Below are 22,982 nucleotides of genomic sequence, written 5' to 3' on the forward strand. Positions count from 1 at the left end.
AAAAATGAAAAAAAGTATACTGCTTTTACTGTTTTGCTTGCCGATTACTGCATTGAGTCAGACGGAACAAAAGGAAACAAAAGTAAGAATCTTCCAAGTCAAAGCGGCTTGTGGCCAATGTCAATTGGAACTACCCGGCTATGGTTGTGATTTGGCTGTGGTTGTGGACAATAAAGCCTATTTTGTTGCGAACGGCGACATTGACGCTCATGGTGATGCTCATGCCGCTGACGGATTGTGTACTACCATCAGGGAAGCGGAAGTATCCGGAGCAGTGGTTGAAGGCAAATTTACAGCGACCTATTTTAAATTGCTACCCGTCAAGAAAGAGAAAAAGGATTAGGCTATTACTTTTTCAGTTCGTTCAAGAAAAACAAGATGACTTCTAAATTCATCTCGGATGTGGTCCAATGTCCGACCTTTTCAAACGTTTTAAAAGTAGCTACGATGCCTTGCTTCTGATAGTAATTTTGGCAATTTACAAATCGCTCTTGTACTGATTTGCCCAGATTTTCGTTAATGATTTTTCGTTCACTCCCACTGTATGCATCGTCAAACTGAACCGCATCGTTAGTGTCCAAAGCCCCCATGTAGATATGTTTAGGGATTTCTTTGAAGTTTGTAAAGTCAAAGTTTTTATCGAATAGTTTCGAGAAATCCTTTATTCCGATGGGGTAGTTCAACTCCTCTCCATTGAGTGCTTCCAGCGGTAGCATCAATTTTCCGTTGAACCCTCCTATTGCCAATGCTTTAATTTTTTCCGGATGCATTAAAGAAAAGCGGTTGACAAAAGTACCGGATGCTGAAAAACCACACATGAAAAATTTTGGGGCTATTTCAATTTCCAGGGAAGCCAAACGATTTTTTGCATCGTTTATCATTTCAAGTAATTGTAGGTCGAGCCGCTTGTATTCCGGAGTTTGATTCAATAATACATCCCTATCAAGAGCATGCGTATAGAGTAAAGGTTGCGAAGCAGGTCTCGGAAAAACAGGAACCAACAGTGGTATTTTTAACTCAGTAGCACAGTTGTTTCCCACTGAGCTAACTGAAGCTAGTGCTATTGCCGCCTCTTTGTGTATCTCGATACTGTCTGTTATTTTTCCGGTGTTGTTGGGTTCTACTAACAGTACAGAGGTTGCATTCAAGGGTGTCCCTTTTGGAATAAAAATAATGTACTCGTGATAAAACCCTTTATTAGGTTGTTTTGTCACTACTATCAAGCTATCTTTTTGAAAAAAGGAATTTGTTGAAGGCTGAGCGAATGCATTGCATCCTAAAAATGAGAAAAGTAAAACAGATAAAAAACGCATGTTAGTATTGATTTGCTTTATCAGACAGTGATTTTCCGGAATTGTTACAAATTACCTTCCTTAGCAGGGCGTATTATTCTGCCATACAACCACTTAAATGATTGTTAAAGTATATTTAAAATTTAGAAGTACCCGTTGGTATTTTCATTTGAAACCTTTTACTTTGTTTAACAGTTTAAATAAATAGTTAAACAAAATGATTACTATTTAAAGAATCGTCCCCAAAGATTCAATTATCAGTACCTACGCTATCTTTTTTTCAGTATAAATAACAAGTTGCATACTATCAGAACTTTTTAATAACTAAAATTAGTAGTACATGAAAACAAATCCTTTTAATTTGAGAAAAAGAGTAGTGTCGCTGGCCTTTTTGACTGCGATGGCTACTGCGGTGCTGTCATGCGACAGCGATGAATCCGTCAACTTTGACAGTGAGTCCTCCAAACTTACCCTTGTAGAAACCTTAGAAAATATTAACAACACGGCGAACCGTGCTCCTGCTCCGGGTACTACACCAATTGCCGGAATTGCAGTTGGTGCCGAGTTTACTGAACTTGTTGGTGCTTTAGTCTATGTAGATCAAGAATTGGATGCCGGATTGGTCAATTTATTTTCTAACGGTACCAACCAGCACACCGTTTTTGCTCCAACAGATGAAGCATTTGATGCTTTGTATACCGAATTGGGTGTAGACGGTATTACTGATTTACCTGCAGAATTGGTACTAGATGTTTTAAAGTACCATGTAGTTGAAGGGCGTCGAGCAGCCAATAGTGTGGTACCACCTGTAAAAAGCAGAACGATAACCACGCTTTTAGGAGCTACTTTCGCTGTAAACAAAGATGCATTACTAACGGCTGTTGGAAGTACCGCTACTATAACAACGGCAAATATATCTGCTTCAAACGGCATTATTCATGTTATTGATCAAGTGTTATTACCAATTGTACCGGGTTCCGATAAACCGGCCAATGCACCAGGTTCCGATTCTATAGCAACCATCGCTGTAAATGCTAATTTTACTGAATTGGTTGCTGCCTTGACTTATGTTGACCAAGAGTTAAATGCCGGATTGGTAACTCTTTTTGCAAATGGTACTGATCAATACACTGTATTTGCTCCAACGAATCAAGCCTTTGAAAATCTTTACACCGATTTAAACATTGACGGAATAACTGATTTACCGGCTACTTTAGTTTTGGATGTATTAAAATATCATGTTGTTGAAGGAAGAAGAGCAGCTAATAGTGTGGTGCCACGTGTTAATTCACGTACAATAAACACCTTATTGGGTGTGAGTTTTTCGGTAAACAATCAAGCAGTTATTACTGCTGTAGGTAACACTTCCTCTATAGTCATCCCGAATATTTCCGCTTCCAACGGAATTATTCATGTTATTGATACGGTATTACTACCCATTCAATAAGTTATATTCCAAACGTTTTCAACAGTAAGTGTTGTGAATATTGTTTGTTTTTCAGAGAAACTGCCACATAGGCAGTTTCTCTTTATTTTAAAAACCTTGGTATAATTGGATGTTCAATTAAATTGTTACCAATCCAACTCCTTTATTCCTTTTTTACTGAGGTAGGCATTGGTTTTACTAAAATGTTTGTTTCCGAACCAAAACCCTCTATTGGCACTCAACGGTGACGGATGTCCGGCTGTTAAAACAAAATGTTTTGTTTGGTCAATTTTAGCTCCTTTTTTTTGAGCAAAACCGCCCCATAGTAGAAACACGATACCTTCATTATGCGATGAAATCGTTTGAATCACGGCATCCGTAAACGTTTCCCACCCCCTTTTTTGATGACTTCCGGCTTCGCCTTTTCTTACTGTTAACGTAGCGTTTAACAGCAAAACACCTTGAGCAGCCCAACGTTCTAAATTCCCCCAAATGGGAATTGGAGTTCCTATATCTTTTTCTAACTCTTTAAAAATATTCATCAAGGAAGGAGGAAAAGCCACGCCGTCGTTTACAGAAAAACACAAACCGTTGGCCTGACCTGGTCCGTGATAAGGATCTTGGCCAATGATGACCACTTTCAACTTGTCAAACGGACAGTGATTAAAGGCTGCAAAAATTTCATTTTTAGGTGGGTAACAAGTACTGGTTGCATATTCATTTTCAACAAAAGTGGTCAATTGTTGAAAATAGGTTTTTTGGAATTCCTCTGATAAAATTGCTTGCCAAGAGGGATGTAAGTGAGAAAGCATTCTTTTTGTATTTATACAAATATACGTATAGTTGCATCAATTTTTCAAATGAGAATAAAAGTATACTAAACTAAATAATCGCTAAATTTGCCTAAAATTGCTACGCTTATAAAATGATATCCATCACCGATAAAACCTTAAAGGATTTAGAATTTGCCACTGTTTTACAAACGGTCTCCGACCGATGTAACACTGAATTGGGAAAACAAAAAGCACTTGAAATTGTTCCTTTTAAAAACAAGGCACAATTGATGGATTCGCTGTTGCAAACTTCAGAATACCTTTCCTCCTTTTCCAATAACAATGCACTGCCAAACCATGGGTTTGATTCCATTACCCATGAAATAAAATTCATCGGTATTGAAGACAGTTTTTTGGAAGTGGGTAGCTTTCGTAAAATTGCACAAATTTCAGAAACGGTCAATGCGTTGCTTTTATTTTTAAAGAAATTCAACGAGTATTATCCCAAACTCAACGAACGAGCCCTTCAGGTAGAATACACCAAATACATCATTCAAAAAGTGGATGAAGTGGTTGATAAATATGGCGTTATTAAAGACAATGCCTCACCGGATTTAATCAATATCAGACGTGACATGAGTGTGGTTCGGGGTAAAGTGAACCAAAGTTTCGGCACCGCTTTAACGCAATACAACAGTTTGGGCTATTTGGATGAGATTAAAGAAAGCTTTGTTGAAAATCGTAGGGTTTTAGCCGTTTTAGCCATGTATCGCAGGAAAGTTAAGGGTTCGATTTTAGGAAGTTCCAAAACGGGAAGCATCGCTTATATTGAACCCGAAGCTACACTCCGATATTCCAGAGAATTAAGTAATTTAGAGTATGAAGAACGAGAGGAAATCACGAGAATTCTAAAGAAGTTATCCAATGATATCCGTCCTTTTAAGGAACTTTTGAACCAGTATCAAGATTTTTTGAGCGACATTGATGTCATTGCCGGAAAAGCAAAATACGCATTGAAAATAAATGCCATTTTACCGACTATTATTGAAGAAAAGCGGTTGTTTTTTAGAGATGCCTACCACCCTATTTTGTATTTAAACAATAGTACAAAAGGTGAAAAAACGTTTCCGCAAACCATTGAATTGCAAAATGAAAATCGGATTATAGTCATTTCGGGACCAAATGCCGGTGGAAAAACCATCTCTCTCAAAACGGTTGGATTGTTGCAATTGATGTTGCAAAGCGGGATGTTGCTTCCGGTTCACGAACGCAGCGAAACCTTTTTATTTGATCGTATTCTAACTGATATTGGCGACAACCAATCTATTGAAAATCATTTGAGTACGTACAGTTACCGACTCAAAAACATGAACTACTTTTTAAAGAAGTGCAATACCAAAACCTTATTCTTAATTGACGAGTTTGGAACGGGTTCCGACCCTGAGTTAGGAGGAGCTTTGGCAGAAACCTTTTTAGAAGAATTCTATCATCGGGAGGCGTTTGGTATCATTACGACACATTATTCGAATTTAAAAATATTAGCTAACGAATTGCCTTTTGCTTCCAATGCCAACATGCTTTTTGATGAAAAATCATTGGAACCTTTATATAAATTGATTTTAGGTCAAGCCGGAAGCTCGTTTACTTTTGAAGTAGCACAGAAAAACGGAATCCCCTTTGGATTAATCAATCGAGCCAAGAAGAAAATTGAAGTAGGTAAAGTGCGATTTGATAAAACCATTGCCACGTTACAAAAAGAACGTTCGAAACTGGAAAAAACGTCCATCAATTTAAAAGAAGAAGAAAGTAAAGCTCGCGAAGAAAGCAAAAAAATGGAGACCATTAATGCTAAGATTCAAGACAAACTAGAACGGTATCAGGAATTGTATGATGCCAATCAGCGGTTGATTTATTTAGGTCAGAAGATGGATGATTTGTCCTCGAAGTATTTCAACAATAAAGACAAAAAGGTTTTGATTGGGGAATTGTTGAAAATTGTAGAAATCGAAAATTCCAAACGCAAAAAAGCGACCGCAAAAGAAACTAAGGAAAAAGAAATCATTCAGCAACAAATTGTTCAAGAAGTGACGGCTAAGGTAGAAGAAATTCGCACCGTTAAAAAAGAAAAGAAAATCAAAGCTTTGAAAGCCGAAGCGGACAAACCGAAAGTTACACTTAAAATTGGTGACCGGGTTCGAATGATAGATGGCAAAGCGGTGGGTACCTTAGACTTGATTGAAAAAAATAAAGCTACTGTTAATTATGGTGTATTCACTTCGAAAGTGAGTGTGGATGCGTTGGAGTTGGTGGAAGCTAAGGGGAAATAGGGATTAGAGATTAGTGATTAGTGATTAGTGAATAGTAATTAGTGAATAGTAATTAGTGAATAGTAATTAGTGAATAGTGAAAATGGAAAATTTACCAAGAGATAAAAAGATAGTTTTGTTTGACGGGGTTTGTAACTTGTGTGACAACTCTGTTCAATTCATAATAAAAAACGACCCTAAAGACTTGTTTCGATTTGCTTCGATACAATCGGAGATTGGGCAACAAATCATAACGTATTTGGGGATTGATGCTTCAAAGGTGGACAGTATTATTTTGTATGTTCCCGGAGAAGCGTATTATATCAAAGCAGAAGCGGCGATGCAAATTGCAAAGAATTTAAACAGCTGGCATCGTTTTTTGGCTTTGTTTTCGTTTACGGGTTCTTTTGGCAATTTTATTTACGATTATGTGGCTAAAAACCGTTACCAATGGTATGGTAAAAAAGAGGAATGTATGATTCCTACTGAGGAAATGAAGGCGAAGTTTTTATAAGTGTTGGCCTATTTATGAAGTTGCGGGTTTTGAAAACGGGTTTTTCATTTTAACACTACATTTTATACAATGCACAAAGTTTGCGTTTAGTACAAAACCCGGCATATCATACCTATGCTGCTGTAGCCAGTTTTAATCTTATCTAAACGGATTACTCCATTTCACTTCTGTACTCACACTATTGTCTGTTAGTGTTTTAAGAAATGCAACTAACGCAGCTTTTTGAGCATTTGTAAGATTTAGTTGAACAGGATTTCCATTGGCATCTTTCAAAGCCGGAGAAAGTGTTGGATGTGGCTTGATACCACTGTTGTAATGTTCAACCACTTGTTCCAAAGTAGCAAATCTTCCGTCGTGCATATACGGTGCAGTTAATTCTATATTTCGTAAACTGGTAGATTTAAAACGCCCCACAAAAATAGGATTTGGGAATACTCCTCCTGCACCTAAATCTGTTGTGGAAGTGGCATCAAGTCCGTTGTTTTGAGGTCCGGGATTGGCACTAATAAATGCTTCAGTAGTATGACAACCAAAACAAGCACCCCCTCCGTTGGGAATGGTTCGAAAGAATATATTTTTACCAATGTTCTCTTCATCTGTAAAATTAGGAAAGTTTGCACCTGGTGCAGCCGACTGAGCTCTACCAATATCGTACTTACTCGAATAACTTACAATACTACGTACAAACTGTGCAAGTGCTTTAGATATTTTATCGGATGTGATTTCTTGTGAACCAAATGCTTTTTGAAACAATTCCGGATAATACGATTGTTCTTGAACTTTGCCTACAACTTGTTCCAAAGTCATTCCCATCTCAACAGGGTCTTGAAAAGGCATTAGCACTTGTTCTTCCAGAGTAGTAGCACGCTCATCCCAAAAAAAGCGTCCACGTTGGTAAAATCTAGCATTAATTAAAGTCATTGAATGCCTCGCAGTTAAACCAGCATCAAAGCCTACACTCAACACTGTATCATCCGAAAATCCTTTATCTTGTTTATGACAAGAAGCACAGGAAATAGTTCCATTTGCACTTAATTGTTTATCATAAAATAAAACCCTGCCAAGTGTTGCACCATCGTTTGTTATTGGATTGTCGGTTGGTGTATTGTCTGTGCCATTAATAGCAGTTTGTAGCGGTTGTCCCGGTACATTTGTTGTAAAATGACTAGGCAAGTCAAGACTTGAATAATCAAATGGTGTTTCGGGAAGGTTCAAAACATTCACTTCAATAGGTTCATAACCATCGTCTTTATTACAAGAAAGGATTATAACAACAAATAAAACTGAACTTAAGTACAATATTTTATTCATTTTGAATTTTGTTAATTTGTAACTAGTAAGTTTGACTGTCTAAAAGCTTAAAGGTTTAATTTAAGCAGTATCGTTTTTCAAAATTAGCTACAACTGATAAATATCATATATTTTAAGTGCTTTCCTTTTTATTTTTGACTACTTAAACTCAATAAAATGAACAAACTATTCTTCTCTTTATATTCGTGGGATAACGGAGCTATCATCATGATTGGTGTTTTTGCGTTAGTTATTATCGGCATCATTGCCGCTGTAATGCTCATGATGAATAGTGATAAAAAAAAGAAAAACGACTAGCCGGTCGTTTTTCTTTTAGTTTTACTCTTCTTTATGTAAAGGAGGTTCGTGTAATTTTCCAACAGACTTAGCCACTAATGTGGCCACTGTTGCATCACTGGTTATATTGGTAACCGTTCTACACATATCCAAAGGTCGGTCAATCGCAAAAATCAATGCCAATCCCGCTTCCGGAATTCCGGCTTGCCCTAATACAATAACCAGCATCACCATTCCGGCACTAGGTACTGCCGCAGAACCAATTGAGGCTAAAGTAGCGGTGACAATAATCATTAATTGCGTTTGCAAATCTAATGGTTCCGGCAACATGGCTTGAGCAATAAAAATGGCCGCTACAGCTTGATACAAACTCGTTCCATCCATATTGACTGTGGCACCCAGTGGTAAAACAAAACTGGAGACTTCTTCGTCAACACCCACATGTTCCGTAACCCGCTCCATCGTAACCGGCAACGTTGCGGCACTTGAACTGGTAGAAAACGCCAACAATTGAGCAGGAGCAATCGCTTTAAAAAAACGTATGGGGTTGACTTTCGCAATGGTATACAACAAAGTGGGATAAAACACAAAAGTCATTAAAAGCAATCCTAATAAAACCGTTAACGCATATATTCCCAAAGCACCTAAGGTAGAAAAATCAGGAATTTCGACCATCAAAGAAGCCATTAAAGCAAAAACACCGATCGGAGCTGCTGACATAATAATATCTATAATCTTCATGATTACATCATTCAAACCTTTGAAAAAGTCGACCACCGGTTTTGCTTTTTGTTCGTCAATTAGAATTAATCCGATACCAATCAGAATCACAAAAAGTATGACTTGCAGCATGCTCCCATTATCGCTCAACGCATTGAAAAAGTTCTCGGGAACAATATCGACCAAAGGTTGCAAAGGACCACTATGTTTTGCTTTCTCAGCCAATTCAATTTTTTGAGCGGCATCACCTGCAAAATTTTCCAACAAGCTTTTTCGTGATTCTTCGTTAATAAAACTACCGGGTTTAATCAAATTAGCCAAAACTAATCCTATAGAAACTGCGGTTACCGTAGAAAACAAATAAAATATAACGGTTCTTCCGCCAAGTTTGGAAAGTTTGGAAATGTCTTTTAAATCAGATAACCCAACAATTAGAGAAACCACAATCAGGGGAACGGCAATCATTTTTAGGAGGTTGATAAAAATAGTTCCGAAGGGTTTTATCCAATCGACCACTATGCCTTTCATTTCGAGGTTTTTCATCAAGTAGCCAAAAAGCAATCCGGCTACCATACCAATCACTATTTTCCAATGTAGGGGTAATTTCATGTTTTATTGATAGATTTTGTTTAGTAAATAAAAATCGGCCAACACCAAAGCGGCCATGGCTTCCACGATGGGAACAGCACGAGGCACCACACAGGGATCGTGTCGGCCTTTGCCTTGCGATTCAATAATTTCGCCAGAAGTGGTTAAAGCTTCTTGTTTTTGGATGAGTGTGGCCACCGGTTTGAACGCTATTCTAAAATAAATATCCATACCGTTAGAAATACCACCTTGAATGCCGCCTGACAAATTGGTTTTTGTAGTTCCGTCGGCATTATATAAATCGTTGTGTTCGCTACCTCTCATTTTGGCTCCACAGAAACCACTACCAAATTCAAAACCTTTAACGGCATTGATTGATAGCATGGCTTTGCCTAATTCAGCATGTAATTTATTGAAAACAGGTTCGCCCAAACCAATCGGTACATTTTGAATGACACACGTTATCGTACCTCCAACCGTGTCGCCTTGTTTTTTGATTTCTTTGATGTAATCTTCCATTTTAGAAGCCGTAGCTTCATCAGGACAACGAACGGGATTGGATTCAATTTTAGAAAAGTCTAAATCCTGATAGGGTTTGTCGATGAAAATTTCCCCTACCGATGATACAAAAGCATTTATCTTTACGTTTGCTATCACTTGTTTGGCAATAGCTCCTGCCACTACCCTACAAGCAGTTTCACGGGCAGAACTTCTGCCACCACCACGATAGTCGCGAATGCCGTATTTTTTTTCATACACATAATCGGCATGACTTGGTCTGTAGGAATCTTTAATATGGGCGTAATCGTCTGATTTCTGATTGGTGTTCGGGATGATAAAACCGATAGGAGTTCCTGTAGTTTTGCCTTCAAAAATTCCGGATAAAAACTGCACTTCGTCGGCTTCTTTTCGTTGGGTTACAATACTTGATTGACCTGGTTTTCTACGTTCCATTTCCATTTGAATAGCCTCAAAATCAAGTGCAATTCCGGGAGGACAACCATCGATACTACCACCTAATGCTTCGCCATGCGATTCGCCAAAAGTGGTTAGTTTAAATAAATTTCCGTAGCTATTTCCGGCCATATTCTAAACATTTTCAACAAAAATAGGGTTTTTAGTTTAATAATAGTAAGTCGCCCCCGATATTATAGCATCGCTTTCTTCACACAATCATAATATAGGTAGCCACAGACTTAACTTTTGAATAAAACAGAATTGCAACTGAATCGCTTAATTTGTAAAACCTCAATTCGTATGCTTAAAAAGAGAAAAGTTGAAGTAGTAGTTTTGTCGGATATCCATTTGGGTACCTTTGGATGTCATGCCAAAGAATTGTATCAATACCTTTCCACCATAAAACCGAAAACTTTAGTGCTGAACGGCGATATCATTGATATTTGGCAGTTTCGGAAGTCCTATTTCCCAAAATCGCATCTGAAAGTCATTAAGAAAATTATTGACTTGGCTTCAAAAGGCACTGAAGTGTATTACATCACAGGGAACCATGATGAAATGCTACGAAAATTCAGTGATTCCTCTATTGGTAATTTTCATATTCAAGACAAGTTGATTTTAGAATTGGACGATAAAAAAGCTTGGCTATTTCACGGTGATGTATTTGATGCATCTGTGCAACATTCAAAATGGATTGCAAAACTGGGAGGTTGGGGTTATGATTTGCTCATCCTTATGAATCGCATTGTTAACCACGGACTTCAAAAAATGGGAAGAGAGCCTTACTCCTTTTCAAAAAAGATAAAAGCGAATGTAAAAAAGGCGGTGAAGTTCATTTCTGATTTTGAACACACTGCTTCGGAATTGGCTATAGAAAATAATTATGACTATGTGATTTGCGGACACATTCACGAACCAAAAATGATTCGTAAAGTCAATAAAAAAGGGACTACTTTCTATTTAAACTCAGGTGATTGGGTTGAAAATCTAACTGCCTTGGAATACAACAAAAAGCGTTGGAAATTGTATCGTTTTGATAAAGATACCAACATGATACAAGAAGACTTTTTTGAGATGGAAACTAAGTTAAGTGAGCAATTGGTCGCTTCCTTAATTTTTTCTAACAAATAATATTGTAATTGTTTCACTTGTTCGTTAAAGTGTTATGCAATTATAATTAAATTGTTGTTAATTTGTTATGTATAACATAACATAACTTAAACAACTATGAAAAAACAATTAATTTTAGTCTTTGCATTTGCAAGCTTGTTATTCTCCTGCTCCAGTGATGATACTAATCAAGACCCCATTGATCCTTCTGTGAGTTATCTACCGTTAACTACCGCAAACAGCTGGGATTATGAAGTTAACACAGCTTCACAACCGACACTATTTGACGATTTGTATGTAGGAAATGATGTGGTTATAAGTGGGAAAACCTACAAGCAAATGAAAAACGTGAACATGCCATCTGGTTTGTTTTGCAGTTTGATGAGAGACAATGCCCTTCGTCAGGAAAACGCCAAAACACTTTTTACGGGTACTTTAAATTTTGATTTAGGAATTGATATTCCTTTTGACTTAGCGGTACAGGATTTAGTAATTTTAGATTACAATGCACCCACCAACCAAGTACTAGGGTCTCTAAATGGCGTAATAGAAGAAACAATTGAAGGGGTACCTTTCACCATCACTTACAATTTAAAAATTACTGCTTTAGAAAATTTGGCCAGTTATACGACCCCTGATGCTGTAGTTTACAATGATGTAAAAAAAGTGCAAGTAACTTTAAATCTTCAATTAGTAACTGAGCAGACTATCCCGGGTACTACGATAACTGTTCCCGTTACGATAATGAATGCTCAAGATGTAGTGACAGCTACACAACATTATGCGAAAAATATTGGCATGGTGTATGCCAACGATGTAATTTCATACAATTTAGCTATAGATCCAGCTGTAGTCGGGCTAGCTATTCCCCAATCTGGAAATCAAGTAATTACAGAAACATTAACAACCTACAACATAAATTAACAAAAAATAACTTTCTAATTTATGACGATTTTGGCATAGTTGTTGTAAATTCGTAAAAATCAATTTAAATGATTTATTTATGAAAAAACTAATTTTAACAGTAGTAGCAGTATTTGGATTCGCCATGTTTTCAAATGCACAAGAAATTTCTAAAAATGCATTAGGTCTACGTTTGGGAGACAACGACGGCTTTGGAGGAGAGATCTCTTATCAAAGAGCATTAGGCAGCAATAATCGTTTGGAGTTAGATTTAGGCTGGAGAAACAGCAACAATGTTGATGCTTTTAAATTGATTGGTCTTTACCAATGGGTTTGGAACATTGACGGTGGTTTCAATTGGTATGCCGGCCTTGGTGGTGGTGTTGGAAGTTGGAATAACAAAAGAGCTGATGTTAATGGTTCTTATGTGGTATTAGCAGGAGACATTGGTATTGAGTACAATTTTGACATTCCTCTTTTATTGTCATTAGATTTCCGTCCTGAGTTTTACGTAGGTGGAGGCGATGATTTTAGAGAAAACAATTTTGGTCCGGACATCGCTTTGGGTATCCGTTTCCAATTCTAATCTTTAGAAAATAGAAAACAAAAACGTCTCAAAATTTGAGACGTTTTTTTATTTAAATCGGATTGTTTTTTTTGAATTTATTTTTACAATCATAAAAGGATAGGTCATTACCGAAGTTGCCATCCCTGAGGGATAATTTTCTTTTACATCAACAATAATTTCAGTATCCGTTTCTTCAACAGATTCTAAAGAAAGGAAGTGACCTCCACTACTTTTCTCACCCATATTCAGCAATAAGAAATTGGAAGTTTTAATGTCTTCTTCAGCTACTTTTCTTTTTAATTCTTTGTCATTCAGCAACATTTTAAACTCGTTGGGTTCCGTAATTACTTCAAAGAAACGGATGTTGGCTCCACCTTGTTCGTCTTGTTTTAGAATTTCAAACAATTTTGAATCTTCTTTGTTTTCCAGCTTGTTTTTGGTACTACATGAGAAAAGCAGTAGTCCGACTATAGGAAGCAGTATTTTTTTCATACCATTTGTTTGTTTGCGATTGCTTTAGTGTATAACGCTTCATACAGAGGTAATATTTCTTTGATATCATATTTCTGTGCTGCTTTGAGAGCATTTGTTTTAAATGTTTGTAAAACAGACTCATTTTCAAGAATAGTTAACGCATTATTTGCCATTTCGTCTATGGCACCCACGTTACTTAAAAATCCTGAAAATCCGTGTTCATTTACCTCCGGCAAACCTCCCGTGTTACTTGAAATAACCGGTACGCTACCCGCCATAGCTTCCAAAGCCGCTAAACCAAAACTTTCTGTTTCAGAAGGCAATAGAAACAAATCGGAGAAACACAATATTTTATCAATTTCATGGCTGTTTCCGAAGAAGATTACTTTATCAGCTATTCCCAAACTCTCACACAATTGTTCCGCTTTTTCTTTTTCGGGACCCTCACCTACCATCATTAATTTGGCCGGGATTTGTTGTTGGATTTTATAAAATATTTTTATCACATCCGGAATGCGTTTCACTTTTCTGAAATTGCTGATGTGTGTTATAATTCGCTCTTTGTCTTTTGCCATTAACGAACGATAACAAGGTACTCCGTCTTCTATTTTATTTTTATCCAATTCAATAAAATTTGGAATCACTTCAATTTCCTTATTGATATTGAATAGTTTATAGGTTTCCTCTTTTAAACTTTGAGAAACTGACGTCACATAATCTGATTTATTGATACTAAAACAAACGGCAGGTTTGTAATGCGGATGATTTCCAACCAAAGTAATATCGGTGCCATGTAAGGTAGTAATCATAGGAATGTCAATACCCTCTTCCAACAACATTTGCTTTGCCATATAGCCGGCATAGGCATGAGGAATCGCATAATGCACATGCAAGACTTCAATTTGATGCAACTTTACCATATCAACCAACTTGCTTGACAGCGCCAATTCATAAGGTTGGTAATGAAAAAGTGGGTATTCGGGAACATTCACTTCGTGGTAATGCAAGTTTGGATTCAGCAAAGCCAATCGCACCGGTTGTTTGTAAGTAATAAAATGAATTTCATGGCCGCGTTGCGCTAATTCAAGTCCTAATTCTGTTGCTACTACGCCACTACCTCCAAACGTTGGATAACACACTATTGCTATTTTCATTGTACTAAATTAGATACACAAATTTACATTCTTTCCCGTTTGCTTTTGGTAAGAAATCGTTAAATATTACTAACAACTCTCCATTACACTATTTCAAATTGCGTTGAATTTTTCAATTCACTTATCATAAATGAACTGTGAGTACTGCCAATATGTTTTAAGTTGGTGAGTTTGTTGACCATAAAAGCTCTGTATTCTTCCATGCTGCCAAGACATATTTTTAAGATGTAATCATAATCACCACTCACATGAAAACATTCGAGAACTTCATTTAATTGTGTCACTTCATTTTCAAAAGTGTTGAGGTATTCTTTAGTGTGTTGCACGAGTTTTATGTGACAAAAAACCACAAAACTTTTGTTGATTTTTGTTCGATCCAACAAGGCAACATAATTTTTTATGATTCCTTCGCGTTCCATTTTTTTGATTCTTTCATAAACTGCAGTTACTGAAAGATTAAGTTGCATTGAAAGTTCCTTTGTTGTCTTTTTACTATCTGCTTGCAAGAGCATCAGTAATTTTTTATCAATTGCATCGAATTCCATAATTGTGATTTTTCGGTTAGTGGTACTAATTTCAAATCAAATATAGGTATAAAATCTATTTATACATAAATAATTAGATAAAAAAACTAAATAAACTATTCTATATTGATTTTTGCACTAGTATTTCCTTATTTTGTAATAAACTTAATATAAAATACTAATGAAACCCAATTCTTTTCATCCGGCCGACAAAATTCAAGATTTACAATATTTTGGTGAATTTGGCGGTGTAAACCCCTCTATTTCTGACTCTTCCACCTATACCTTTTTATCAGCAAAAACCATGTTTGATACATTTGAAGGAAATGCAGAAGGCTGTTATTTGTATTCCCGTCATTCCTCCCCAATGAATTTATATCTTGGTGAAGCTTTAGCTGCTATGGAAGGAACAGAAAGTGCAAATGTGGCCGCTTCAGGAATGGGAGCCATCACACCGGTTCTTATGCAATTATGTGCTGCAGGGGACGAAATCGTTTCGAGTAGAACCATTTATGGCGGAACGTATGCTTTTATGAAAAACATGTTGCCAAAATGGAATATCAAAACCCACTTTGTCGATATTACAAAATTAGATTTAGTAGAAGCAGCGATTAATGAAAATACCAAAGTATTATACTGTGAAACTGTAAGCAATCCTTTATTAGAAGTAGCTGACATTGAAAGCTTGGCTAAATTGGCTAAAAAGTACAACATCAAATTGGTAGTTGACAACACCTTCTCACCTCTTTCGGTAGCACCGGCAAAATTGGGAGCTGATGTAGTGATTCACAGCTTGACTAAATTCATCAATGGAAGTAGCGATACCGTTGGTGGTGTGGTTTGTGCTTCGCAAGAATTTATCAACGATTTAAAAAATGTGAATAATGGTGCCAGTATGTTACTCGGACCAACGATGGACAGTCTTCGTTCGGCGAGTATTTTAAAGAACTTGCGAACGCTTCATATCCGAATGAAACAACATAGTTATAATGCCAGTTATTTAGCTGAAAAGTTTGAAAATGACGGTTTGAAAGTAGTTTATCCAGGTTTAAAAAGTCATCCGAGTCATGACATTTATTCAGGGATGATAAACAAAGAATATGGTTTTGGTGGTATGATGACGGTAGATGTGGGTTCGCTAGACAAAGCCAACGAGTTAATGGAATTAATGCAAAACAGAAACTTAGGCTACTTAGCTGTAAGTTTAGGTTTTTACAAAACATTATTCAGTGCTCCTGGAACATCCACTTCTTCTGAAATTCCAATGGACGAACAAATAGAAATGGGTTTAACCGATGGATTGATTCGTTTTTCCATAGGTTTAGACAATGATATTGAACGCACCTATCAAATGATGAAACAATGTATGGTAGAATTAAATATACTGACTGAAGTAGCAGCTGCAGTTTAAATTCTACTTTTCAAAATAAAATCTGCTTGACCTCCAAGCGGATTTTTTTGTTTCCTTTCAAAATATACCTTCCTTTTTTTATATATTGCAACCACAAATACACTTTATGGAAAGCCAAGACATTAAACCATTAGACCCCAGAAACGAGGAATTAATTGAAAATAAAAACCTGACCTTATTTGAAGCATTACTTCCTATTATAGTATTGGTTGGACTTTTAGCATTTAATGTATTGTATGCTTTTGGAGATGATGCATTGAGCGGAAGCAATCAATTCATTTTATTACTTGGAGCTGCTTTTGCTGCCATTGTGGGTTTTAGAAATAAAGTTTCCTATCAGGCCATGATGGAAGATGTTTCTAAAAATGTAAAATCAACTTCAAGTGCGATTATCATCTTGCTTTTGGTAGGTGCACTTTCCGGAACATGGCTTTTAAGCGGTATAATTCCGACGATGGTTTATTATGGTTTACAAATCTTACATCCCACTATTTTTCTTCCCGCATGTGTTGTGATTTGTTCTGTGATTTCTATTGCTACCGGAAGTTCTTGGACCACTTCTGCCACTGTCGGAATTGCATTAATCGGAATTGGTTCAACGCTTGGTATGCCAATCGGAATGGTAGCCGGAGCCGTAATTTCAGGAGCTTATTTTGGGGATAAACTTTCCCCGTTGTCCGATACTACCAATTTAGCACCGGCAATGGCAGGAACGGATTTGTTTACACATATTCGCTATATGATGTTAACAACTGTGCCCACTTTGGTAGTGAGTTTAGTACTTTTTATCATTTTGGGATTAACACAAACCACAAGTGGAGCAAACAATAATGAAGCCACTTTAGTCGCCATCAAAGAAACGTTTACCATTTCACCTTGGTTATTTTTAGTTCCTATTGCTGTTATCGTTTTAATCATCAAAAAAACGGAGCCACTTATTGCTTTATTAATCGGAACCTTGTTAGGCGGTGCGTTTGCTTTATTTTTTCAACCGGACTTAGTTGCTAAAATTGGGGGCAGTACTTCCTTAGATTTAATGTCAGGATACAAAGGTGTGATGAACGCTATTACTGTTCAAACAAACTTTGAATCGTCAAACGAAATGTTGCAAGAACTTTTCACTGCAAAAGGAATGCAAGGTATGTTAGGTACCATTTGGTTAATATTATGTGCCATGGTTTTCGGTGGCGTTATGGAGGCTATTGGAGCTTTGACAAAAATCACGGAAGCCTTGCTGAAATTATTCCATACCGTTTTTGGATTATTTGCCAGCACAGTTGCCAGTTGTTTAGCCTTAAACTTGACCGCTTCTGATCAATATTTAGCTATAGTTGTTCCCGGTAAAATGTTTGCTAAAGCTTACGAAAACAAAGGATTAGCTCCAGAAAATTTAAGTAGGACTTTAGAAGATTCCGGAACAGTAACTTCTGTTTTAGTGCCTTGGAATACCTGTGGAGCGTATCATAGCGGAGTTTTGGGTGTGTCTACATTAAGCTATGCTCCTTATGCCTTTTTCAATATCATCAGTCCCTTCATGACCTTGCTATTTGCTGCTTTCCGAATAAAAATCAAACAATTATCCACTAAATAAGGATTTCTTATCCTAACATCATAAAAACTGCTTTAATCGGCAGTTTTTTTGTTTTAATTTAATTTTAACAATTGTTGACTCTGCAATAAATTGCTATTAAAACTACGAAAACACAAAAAATTTCAATTTAAAATTACACACTTGCAAGTTTTAGAGCAAAACCTACGTTAGCATCAATAAAATCAATACCTACATTGCAATTAGGTATGACATTTGTCATGGTTGCAACTCCCCTATTATCTTACCTTTGCATCAGAAATTAACAATTTAAAAAATAAAAATTATGTCATTAGTAGGTAAAAAATTTCCAAACATCACCGTAGATGCTATCTCAGAAATGGGAGATAATTTAAGAATCAACGTTTTGGATGAAGCGGTAAAAAACAACAAAAAAGTGATTTTGTTTTGGTACCCAAAAGATTTCACCTTTGTTTGTCCGACAGAATTGCACGCTTTTCAAACTGCTTTACCGGAGTTTGAGAGTAGAAATACACTAGTAATTGGTGCTTCTTGTGATACAAATGAAGTACACTTTGCCTGGTTAAACACAGCAAAAAACAACGGTGGAATTGAAGGTGTAACTTATCCTCTACTTGCTGATACAACAAGAAATTTATCATCCGCTTTAGGGATTTTAGACATCGAAGCCGGAGCATATAATGAAGATACTGAAACGTATTTAATTTCAGGTTCTAACGTAACTTACAGAGCTACGTATTTGATTGACGAAACCGGAAAAATTTTCCACGAAAGTGTAAATGACATGCCATTAGGTAGAAATGTAAACGAATATTTGCGTTTGATTGATGCCTACACTCACGTTCAAACCAAAGGTGAAGTTTGTCCGGCCAACTGGGAAGAAGGAAAAGAAGCAATGGTAGCTGACCGTTTAAGCACTGCTGCTTACTTAAGTCAAAACTAAAACAAAGATCAATGGCAATGGCAAAAGTCAAATAGTTTTCTTGAAATTTGATATTGTCATTGATTTTTGAACTTGATTTTTGCCATTGTAATTGAAATTTAAAAAAACACAATTTATGTTAATCGATTTAACCGAAGATACCCTTCAAGATTTAGTCAATCAAAACAACAAAGTAGTAGTTCAGTATTCGGCTTCTTGGTGTGGCAATTGCAGAATTATGAAACCGAAATTTAAAAAATTGGCTTCAGAAAACGACGGAATTACCTTTATCTTGGTGGATGCAGAAAATGCACCTGAATCAAGAAAATTGGCTAATGTTTCCAATTTACCCACATTTGCCACTTTTGTAAATGGCAAATTAGTAAATCAAACCCAAACCAACAAAGCAGAAGTATTAGCTGAATTGGTTTCAGAAATTTCAGCAAACTAATGAAATTACCCGTTATCAAACAGTTAACTCAATTTATTGAGGAGAACGACCAAGATTATCTAGTTGAAACCATCGAAGTTTTGGAAGCTTTGACCGAAGTCCCTTCGCTAAAAGATGAAGAATTGGATGTGATTGGCGAATTAATTTCCAATATGTATGGAGCCTTGGAAGTGCATAAATCCATCAGAAACGGAATGGAGAAAAAAGAAGCTTTAAACAGTTTCATGCAACGGGTTTTGGGTTCAATAGACAAATAATTTCCAAACAAATACCTCAAAAAATCGCTCTCCAATGGGAGCGATTTTTTTGTTAAACGATTCCGTTTAAAAGTTCCTATTTTTTTCCTATTTTTGAAATCTTAATTAATCATTTTTATGGCATCAATTACATTAGGCGGAAATCCTATAACAACCGTTGGAGAACTTCCAAAAATAGGATCTGAAGCTCCCCCATTCAATTTAACTAAAACCGATTTATCAACCACAACATTAAACGATTACAAAGGAAAAAAAATAGTTTTAAACATTTTTCCGAGTATTGATACCGGCGTTTGTGCTACATCCGTTAGAAAATTCAATGCGTTGGCTGCCAATTTAGAAAATACAACCGTTTTGTGTATTTCACGTGATTTACCATTTGCTCAAAAGCGTTTTTGCGGTTCGGAAGGTATCGAAAATGTAGAAAACGTATCTGATTTTATTGATGGTAATTTTGGTAATTCCTACGGATTAACAATCAATGAAGGCGTTTTTAATGGTTTACATGCAAGAGCTGTAGTTGTAATTGATGAAAACGGAATTATTTTGCATACTGAATTAGTACCTGAAATTGCACAAGAACCCAATTATGACAAAGCATTAGCTGCTTTATAAAACAACTATGAAATTTCAAAAAGATACTTCATTTTTTACAGGAAGAGTAAAAAGCATTGCTTTTGCTGTAAAAGGTGCCTTTAAATTGATTACAACCGAACATAGTGTAATGGCTCAGGTCAGCATTGCCATTGTAATGACCCTAGCCGGATTCTACTTTGATATATCTAAAACAGAATGGCTATTTCAAATTTTGGCCATTGGATTGGTTTTATCCATTGAAGGATTGAATACTGCTGTTGAAAAAGTGGCTGATTTTATACATCCGGATTATCACGAAAGAATTGGTTTTATTAAAGACATTGCGGCCGGAGCTGTTTTCTTTGCCGCCTTAACTGCAATTCTGATTGGTGGTATAATTTATGTACCGATACTTTTTTTTAATTAATTTAGTTTTATTTTTAAACCAAAATTAGAGAATGGCTAAAACAGCAACAAAAGATACTTCAACAAAAAAGACCGATTCGGATTCTAAAAAAAGTGTGCATTTTACCAAGCAGCACAAACTTCTTTTAGGGATTTTGTTTGTTTTAATTGCAGTTGCTTTGTTCTTTTCGTTCGTTTCCTATTACATCAATTGGCAAGAAGATCAAAGTGCCGTTTCCGCTTTAAGAGACAGAACTGTGGCGGTTAACAATTGGTTAGGCAAGGTTGGTGCTGCAATTTCTCACTTTTTCTTATTCAAAGGTTTTGGTATTGCTTCCTTCCTATTTGTACGCTTGTTATTTATTACCGGAATCTATTTGATTTTGGATTTATCTCTTAAAAAACTCAAAAACACTTGGTTTTGGGACTTGTTTGCGTTGGTAAATATTTCCTTATTGTTTGGTTTTTTTGCGGATACCATTCCTGAACTAGGTGGTGTCATTGGTTATGAAATGAACCTATATTTTCAGAGTTTCATGGGTAGTATCGGTACTTTACTGATTTTACTTTTTAGTTGTATGATTTATTTGATTTTAAAAATAAACATCAATCCTGAAAAAATTCAAAAGTTGTTTCAAGTTAAACTTCCAAAATTTGCTTCAAAAGAAGCCGACGATGATTTGGATCTTTCTACTACGACAATCACCGACACTATTGAAAATCAGGAACCTGAAAATAAAGTAGCTCCCATTTCACAATTTGAAATTAACAGAGAGGATTTAAAACCAACTATTAATAATCCTTCTGAAATCAACTTGGAGGTAAAGAAAATAGATCCAATTGCAACTAAAATTGAAAAGCCAATAATTTCAAAAGAACCTGAAATCATAACCACTAACGATGAGGCTTTTGTAATTGAAAAAAATGCAGAAGAAGACACATTAGAAGAAAATTTAGCGGCTCGTTTAGTGGCCGACTTTGGTGAATTTGACCCTACGTTAGAACTTTCGAATTATAAATTTCCAACGATTGATTTGTTAAAAGATTATCCAACTACCGGAATCACAATCAATCAAGAAGAATTGGAAGAAAATAAAAATCGAATTGTTGATACGCTTAAAAACTACAAAATAGAAATTGCACAAATTAAAGCCACTGTTGGACCTTCGGTAACATTATATGAAATTGTTCCGGAGGCCGGTATTCGAATTTCAAAAATTAAAAGTTTGGAAGACGATATTGCTTTATCGCTTTCGGCATTGGGAATTCGTATCATTGCTCCTATTCCCGGGAAAGGAACAATTGGTATTGAAGTACCCAACAAAAATCCAACCATGGTTCCTATGCGTTCTGTTATTGGTTCGGCTAAATTTCAAGAAGCTGAAATGGAATTGCCCATTGCTTTAGGAAAAACAATATCCAACGAAACCTTTGTAGTTGATTTGGCCAAAATGCCTCACCTACTTATGGCCGGAGCGACAGGTCAAGGAAAATCGGTAGGTTTAAATGCGGTTTTAACCTCTTTATTATACAAGAAACATCCTGCGGAAGTTAAATTTGTTTTGGTGGATCCTAAAAAGGTAGAATTGACCTTATTCAATAAAATTGAACGCCATTATTTGGCAAAGCTTCCCGATACGGACGAAGCCATTATTACCGATAACAATAAAGTAATCAACACACTAAATTCCTTGTGTACTGAAATGGACAATCGTTATTCTTTGTTAAAAGATGCTATGGTTAGAAATATCAAAGAATACAATGAAAAATTCAAAAACAGAAAACTGAATCCTGAAAACGGTCATCGTTTTTTACCTTATATCGTATTGGTTGTAGATGAGTTTGCCGATTTAATTATGACCGCAGGAAAAGAAGTGGAAACACCAATTGCCCGTTTGGCACAATTGGCTCGTGCCATTGGAATTCATTTGATTATAGCAACGCAACGTCCGTCGGTGAATGTAATTACGGGAATTATCAAGGCCAACTTCCCTGCTCGTATTGCCTTTAGAGTAACTTCAAAAATTGATTCCAGAACCATTTTAGACACACAAGGTGCCGATCAGCTAATTGGTCGCGGTGATTTATTATATACAAACGGTAATGATTTGGTTCGGGTGCAATGTGCTTTTGTTGACACTCCTGAAGTAGAACGAATTACCGAATATATTGGTTCGCAGAAAGCCTATCCTAATGCTTATTTGCTTCCGGAGTATGTTGGAGAAGAAAATGGCACAGTGCTTGATATTGATATCTCCGAACGCGATTCGATGTTTAGAGAAGCTGCCGAAATAATAGTTACGGCTCAGCAAGGATCCGCTTCTCTATTACAACGAAAATTAAAATTAGGATACAACAGAGCCGGACGATTGATAGATCAATTAGAAGCTGCCGGAATTGTTGGCCCGTTTGAAGGCAGCAAAGCCCGAAGTGTGAACATCACTGATTTGAATTCGCTGCATGAATTTTTGAACAATGAACAAAACCCATAATA

At 36.4% G+C, this 22,982-nt stretch carries 24 protein-coding genes; 16 read left to right on the forward strand and 8 right to left on the reverse strand.

All coding sequences use genetic code 11. From position 1 onward, the window contains the following. The first annotated feature begins 4 nt into the window (after positions 1–4). Positions 5–343 (forward strand): DUF6370 family protein, encoded by a 339-nt coding sequence (locus IEV15_RS06880; protein WP_229734114.1) that lies wholly within the window; start codon positions 5–7, stop codon positions 341–343. A 4-nt stretch (positions 344–347) separates the two neighbouring features. Here the strand turns inward: IEV15_RS06880 and IEV15_RS06885 are convergent, their stop codons facing one another. After that, positions 348–1,313, reverse strand: coding sequence for a hypothetical protein (locus IEV15_RS06885; RefSeq protein ID WP_188361779.1), 966 nt, complete (start codon positions 1,311–1,313; stop codon positions 348–350). Between the two features lie 319 nt (positions 1,314–1,632). Between IEV15_RS06885 and IEV15_RS06890 the strand changes: the two genes are divergently transcribed. Further along, positions 1,633–2,739 (forward strand): fasciclin domain-containing protein, encoded by a 1,107-nt coding sequence (locus IEV15_RS06890; protein ID WP_188361780.1) that lies wholly within the window; start codon positions 1,633–1,635, stop codon positions 2,737–2,739. Between the two features lie 125 nt (positions 2,740–2,864). Here the strand turns inward: IEV15_RS06890 and ung are convergent, their stop codons facing one another. After that, positions 2,865–3,530 (reverse strand): uracil-DNA glycosylase, encoded by a 666-nt coding sequence (gene ung / locus IEV15_RS06895; RefSeq protein WP_188361781.1) that lies wholly within the window; start codon positions 3,528–3,530, stop codon positions 2,865–2,867. Between the two features lie 113 nt (positions 3,531–3,643). Here ung and IEV15_RS06900 point away from each other — a divergent pair, with 113 nt between their 5' ends. Together IEV15_RS06900 and IEV15_RS06905 are read left to right on the forward strand one after the other, a co-directional pair. After that, a complete protein-coding gene (locus IEV15_RS06900) occupies positions 3,644–5,818 on the forward strand; it encodes an endonuclease MutS2 (RefSeq protein ID WP_188361782.1) in 2,175 nt (724 codons plus the stop codon). 82 nt (positions 5,819–5,900) lie between these two features. Next, positions 5,901–6,311, forward strand: coding sequence for a thiol-disulfide oxidoreductase DCC family protein (locus IEV15_RS06905; RefSeq protein ID WP_188361783.1), 411 nt, complete (start codon positions 5,901–5,903; stop codon positions 6,309–6,311). A 138-nt stretch (positions 6,312–6,449) separates the two neighbouring features. On the opposite strand, the gene IEV15_RS06910 is transcribed toward IEV15_RS06905, so the two are convergent. Next, on the reverse strand, positions 6,450–7,622 hold the full coding sequence (locus IEV15_RS06910) for a cytochrome-c peroxidase (RefSeq protein WP_188361784.1): 1,173 nt from the start codon (positions 7,620–7,622) through the stop codon (positions 6,450–6,452). A gap of 156 nt (positions 7,623–7,778) precedes the next feature. On the opposite strand from IEV15_RS06910, the gene IEV15_RS06915 reads away from it, so the two are divergent. Then, positions 7,779–7,919: a hypothetical protein gene (locus IEV15_RS06915; RefSeq protein WP_188361785.1), complete on the forward strand. Its 141-nt coding sequence runs from the start codon at positions 7,779–7,781 to the stop codon at positions 7,917–7,919. 21 nt (positions 7,920–7,940) lie between these two features. Here the strand turns inward: IEV15_RS06915 and IEV15_RS06920 are convergent, their stop codons facing one another. Together IEV15_RS06920 and aroC are read right to left on the reverse strand one after the other, a co-directional pair. After that, a complete protein-coding gene (locus IEV15_RS06920) occupies positions 7,941–9,227 on the reverse strand; it encodes a dicarboxylate/amino acid:cation symporter (RefSeq protein ID WP_188361786.1) in 1,287 nt (428 codons plus the stop codon). A 3-nt stretch (positions 9,228–9,230) separates the two neighbouring features. Next, complete coding sequence (gene aroC / locus IEV15_RS06925; protein ID WP_188361787.1) at positions 9,231–10,292, reverse strand: chorismate synthase; 1,062 nt, start codon at positions 10,290–10,292, stop codon at positions 9,231–9,233. Positions 10,293–10,463: 171 nt separating this feature from the next. On the opposite strand from aroC, the gene IEV15_RS06930 reads away from it, so the two are divergent. From IEV15_RS06930 to IEV15_RS06940, 3 genes are all read left to right on the forward strand, one after another. Continuing rightward, a complete protein-coding gene (locus tag IEV15_RS06930) occupies positions 10,464–11,294 on the forward strand; it encodes a UDP-2,3-diacylglucosamine diphosphatase (protein ID WP_188361788.1) in 831 nt (276 codons plus the stop codon). A 96-nt stretch (positions 11,295–11,390) separates the two neighbouring features. Continuing rightward, the gene (locus IEV15_RS06935; protein WP_188361789.1) at positions 11,391–12,197 is read left to right on the forward strand and encodes a hypothetical protein; all 807 of its coding nucleotides are present in this window, start codon (positions 11,391–11,393) and stop codon (positions 12,195–12,197) included. A gap of 79 nt (positions 12,198–12,276) precedes the next feature. Beyond that, positions 12,277–12,762, forward strand: a complete 486-nt coding sequence (locus tag IEV15_RS06940) for a hypothetical protein (RefSeq protein WP_188361790.1) — start codon at positions 12,277–12,279, stop codon at positions 12,760–12,762. Between the two features lie 48 nt (positions 12,763–12,810). On the opposite strand, the gene IEV15_RS06945 is transcribed toward IEV15_RS06940, so the two are convergent. The 3 genes from IEV15_RS06945 to IEV15_RS06955 all read right to left on the reverse strand — a co-directional run bounded on the left by IEV15_RS06945 (position 12,811) and on the right by IEV15_RS06955 (position 14,917). Next, a complete protein-coding gene (locus IEV15_RS06945; RefSeq protein WP_188361791.1) occupies positions 12,811–13,236 on the reverse strand; it encodes a protease complex subunit PrcB family protein in 426 nt (141 codons plus the stop codon). After that, positions 13,233–14,372 carry an N-acetyl-alpha-D-glucosaminyl L-malate synthase BshA gene (gene bshA, locus IEV15_RS06950; protein WP_188361792.1) on the reverse strand — a complete coding sequence of 380 codons (1,140 nt, stop codon included), beginning with the start codon at positions 14,370–14,372 and terminating at the stop codon, positions 13,233–13,235. Before bshA ends, IEV15_RS06945 begins: the two co-directional genes overlap by 4 nt. An 83-nt stretch (positions 14,373–14,455) precedes the next feature. After that, positions 14,456–14,917, reverse strand: coding sequence for an Lrp/AsnC family transcriptional regulator (locus tag IEV15_RS06955; protein WP_188361793.1), 462 nt, complete (start codon positions 14,915–14,917; stop codon positions 14,456–14,458). A 160-nt stretch (positions 14,918–15,077) separates the two neighbouring features. Here IEV15_RS06955 and IEV15_RS06960 point away from each other — a divergent pair, with 160 nt between their 5' ends. The 8 genes from IEV15_RS06960 (at position 15,078) to IEV15_RS06995 (ending at position 22,980) form a co-directional block, all read left to right on the forward strand. Beyond that, a complete protein-coding gene (locus IEV15_RS06960) occupies positions 15,078–16,307 on the forward strand; it encodes an aminotransferase class I/II-fold pyridoxal phosphate-dependent enzyme (protein WP_188361794.1) in 1,230 nt (409 codons plus the stop codon). Between the two features lie 106 nt (positions 16,308–16,413). After that, positions 16,414–17,898: a Na+/H+ antiporter NhaC gene (nhaC, locus tag IEV15_RS06965; protein ID WP_188361795.1), complete on the forward strand. Its 1,485-nt coding sequence runs from the start codon at positions 16,414–16,416 to the stop codon at positions 17,896–17,898. A 283-nt stretch (positions 17,899–18,181) separates the two neighbouring features. Continuing rightward, positions 18,182–18,820 carry a peroxiredoxin gene (locus tag IEV15_RS06970; RefSeq protein ID WP_188361796.1) on the forward strand — a complete coding sequence of 213 codons (639 nt, stop codon included), beginning with the start codon at positions 18,182–18,184 and terminating at the stop codon, positions 18,818–18,820. A gap of 115 nt (positions 18,821–18,935) precedes the next feature. Then, entirely contained in the window at positions 18,936–19,250 is a 315-nt protein-coding gene (locus IEV15_RS06975) for a thioredoxin family protein (RefSeq protein WP_188361797.1), read from the forward strand. Beyond that, positions 19,250–19,507 carry a DUF6952 family protein gene (locus tag IEV15_RS06980; RefSeq protein WP_188361798.1) on the forward strand — a complete coding sequence of 86 codons (258 nt, stop codon included), beginning with the start codon at positions 19,250–19,252 and terminating at the stop codon, positions 19,505–19,507. The genes IEV15_RS06975 and IEV15_RS06980 overlap by 1 nt, the downstream gene beginning before the upstream one ends. Positions 19,508–19,624: 117 nt before the next feature. Then, positions 19,625–20,122, forward strand: coding sequence for a thiol peroxidase (tpx, locus tag IEV15_RS06985; protein WP_188361799.1), 498 nt, complete (start codon positions 19,625–19,627; stop codon positions 20,120–20,122). Positions 20,123–20,129: 7 nt separating this feature from the next. After that, the gene (locus IEV15_RS06990; RefSeq protein WP_188361800.1) at positions 20,130–20,510 is read left to right on the forward strand and encodes a diacylglycerol kinase; all 381 of its coding nucleotides are present in this window, start codon (positions 20,130–20,132) and stop codon (positions 20,508–20,510) included. A gap of 31 nt (positions 20,511–20,541) precedes the next feature. Then, positions 20,542–22,980, forward strand: coding sequence for a DNA translocase FtsK (locus tag IEV15_RS06995; protein WP_188361801.1), 2,439 nt, complete (start codon positions 20,542–20,544; stop codon positions 22,978–22,980). Positions 22,981–22,982 lie beyond the last annotated feature (2 nt).

The organism is Flavobacterium orientale (assembly GCF_014638005.1).
Taxonomy (GTDB): domain Bacteria; phylum Bacteroidota; class Bacteroidia; order Flavobacteriales; family Flavobacteriaceae; genus Flavobacterium; species Flavobacterium orientale.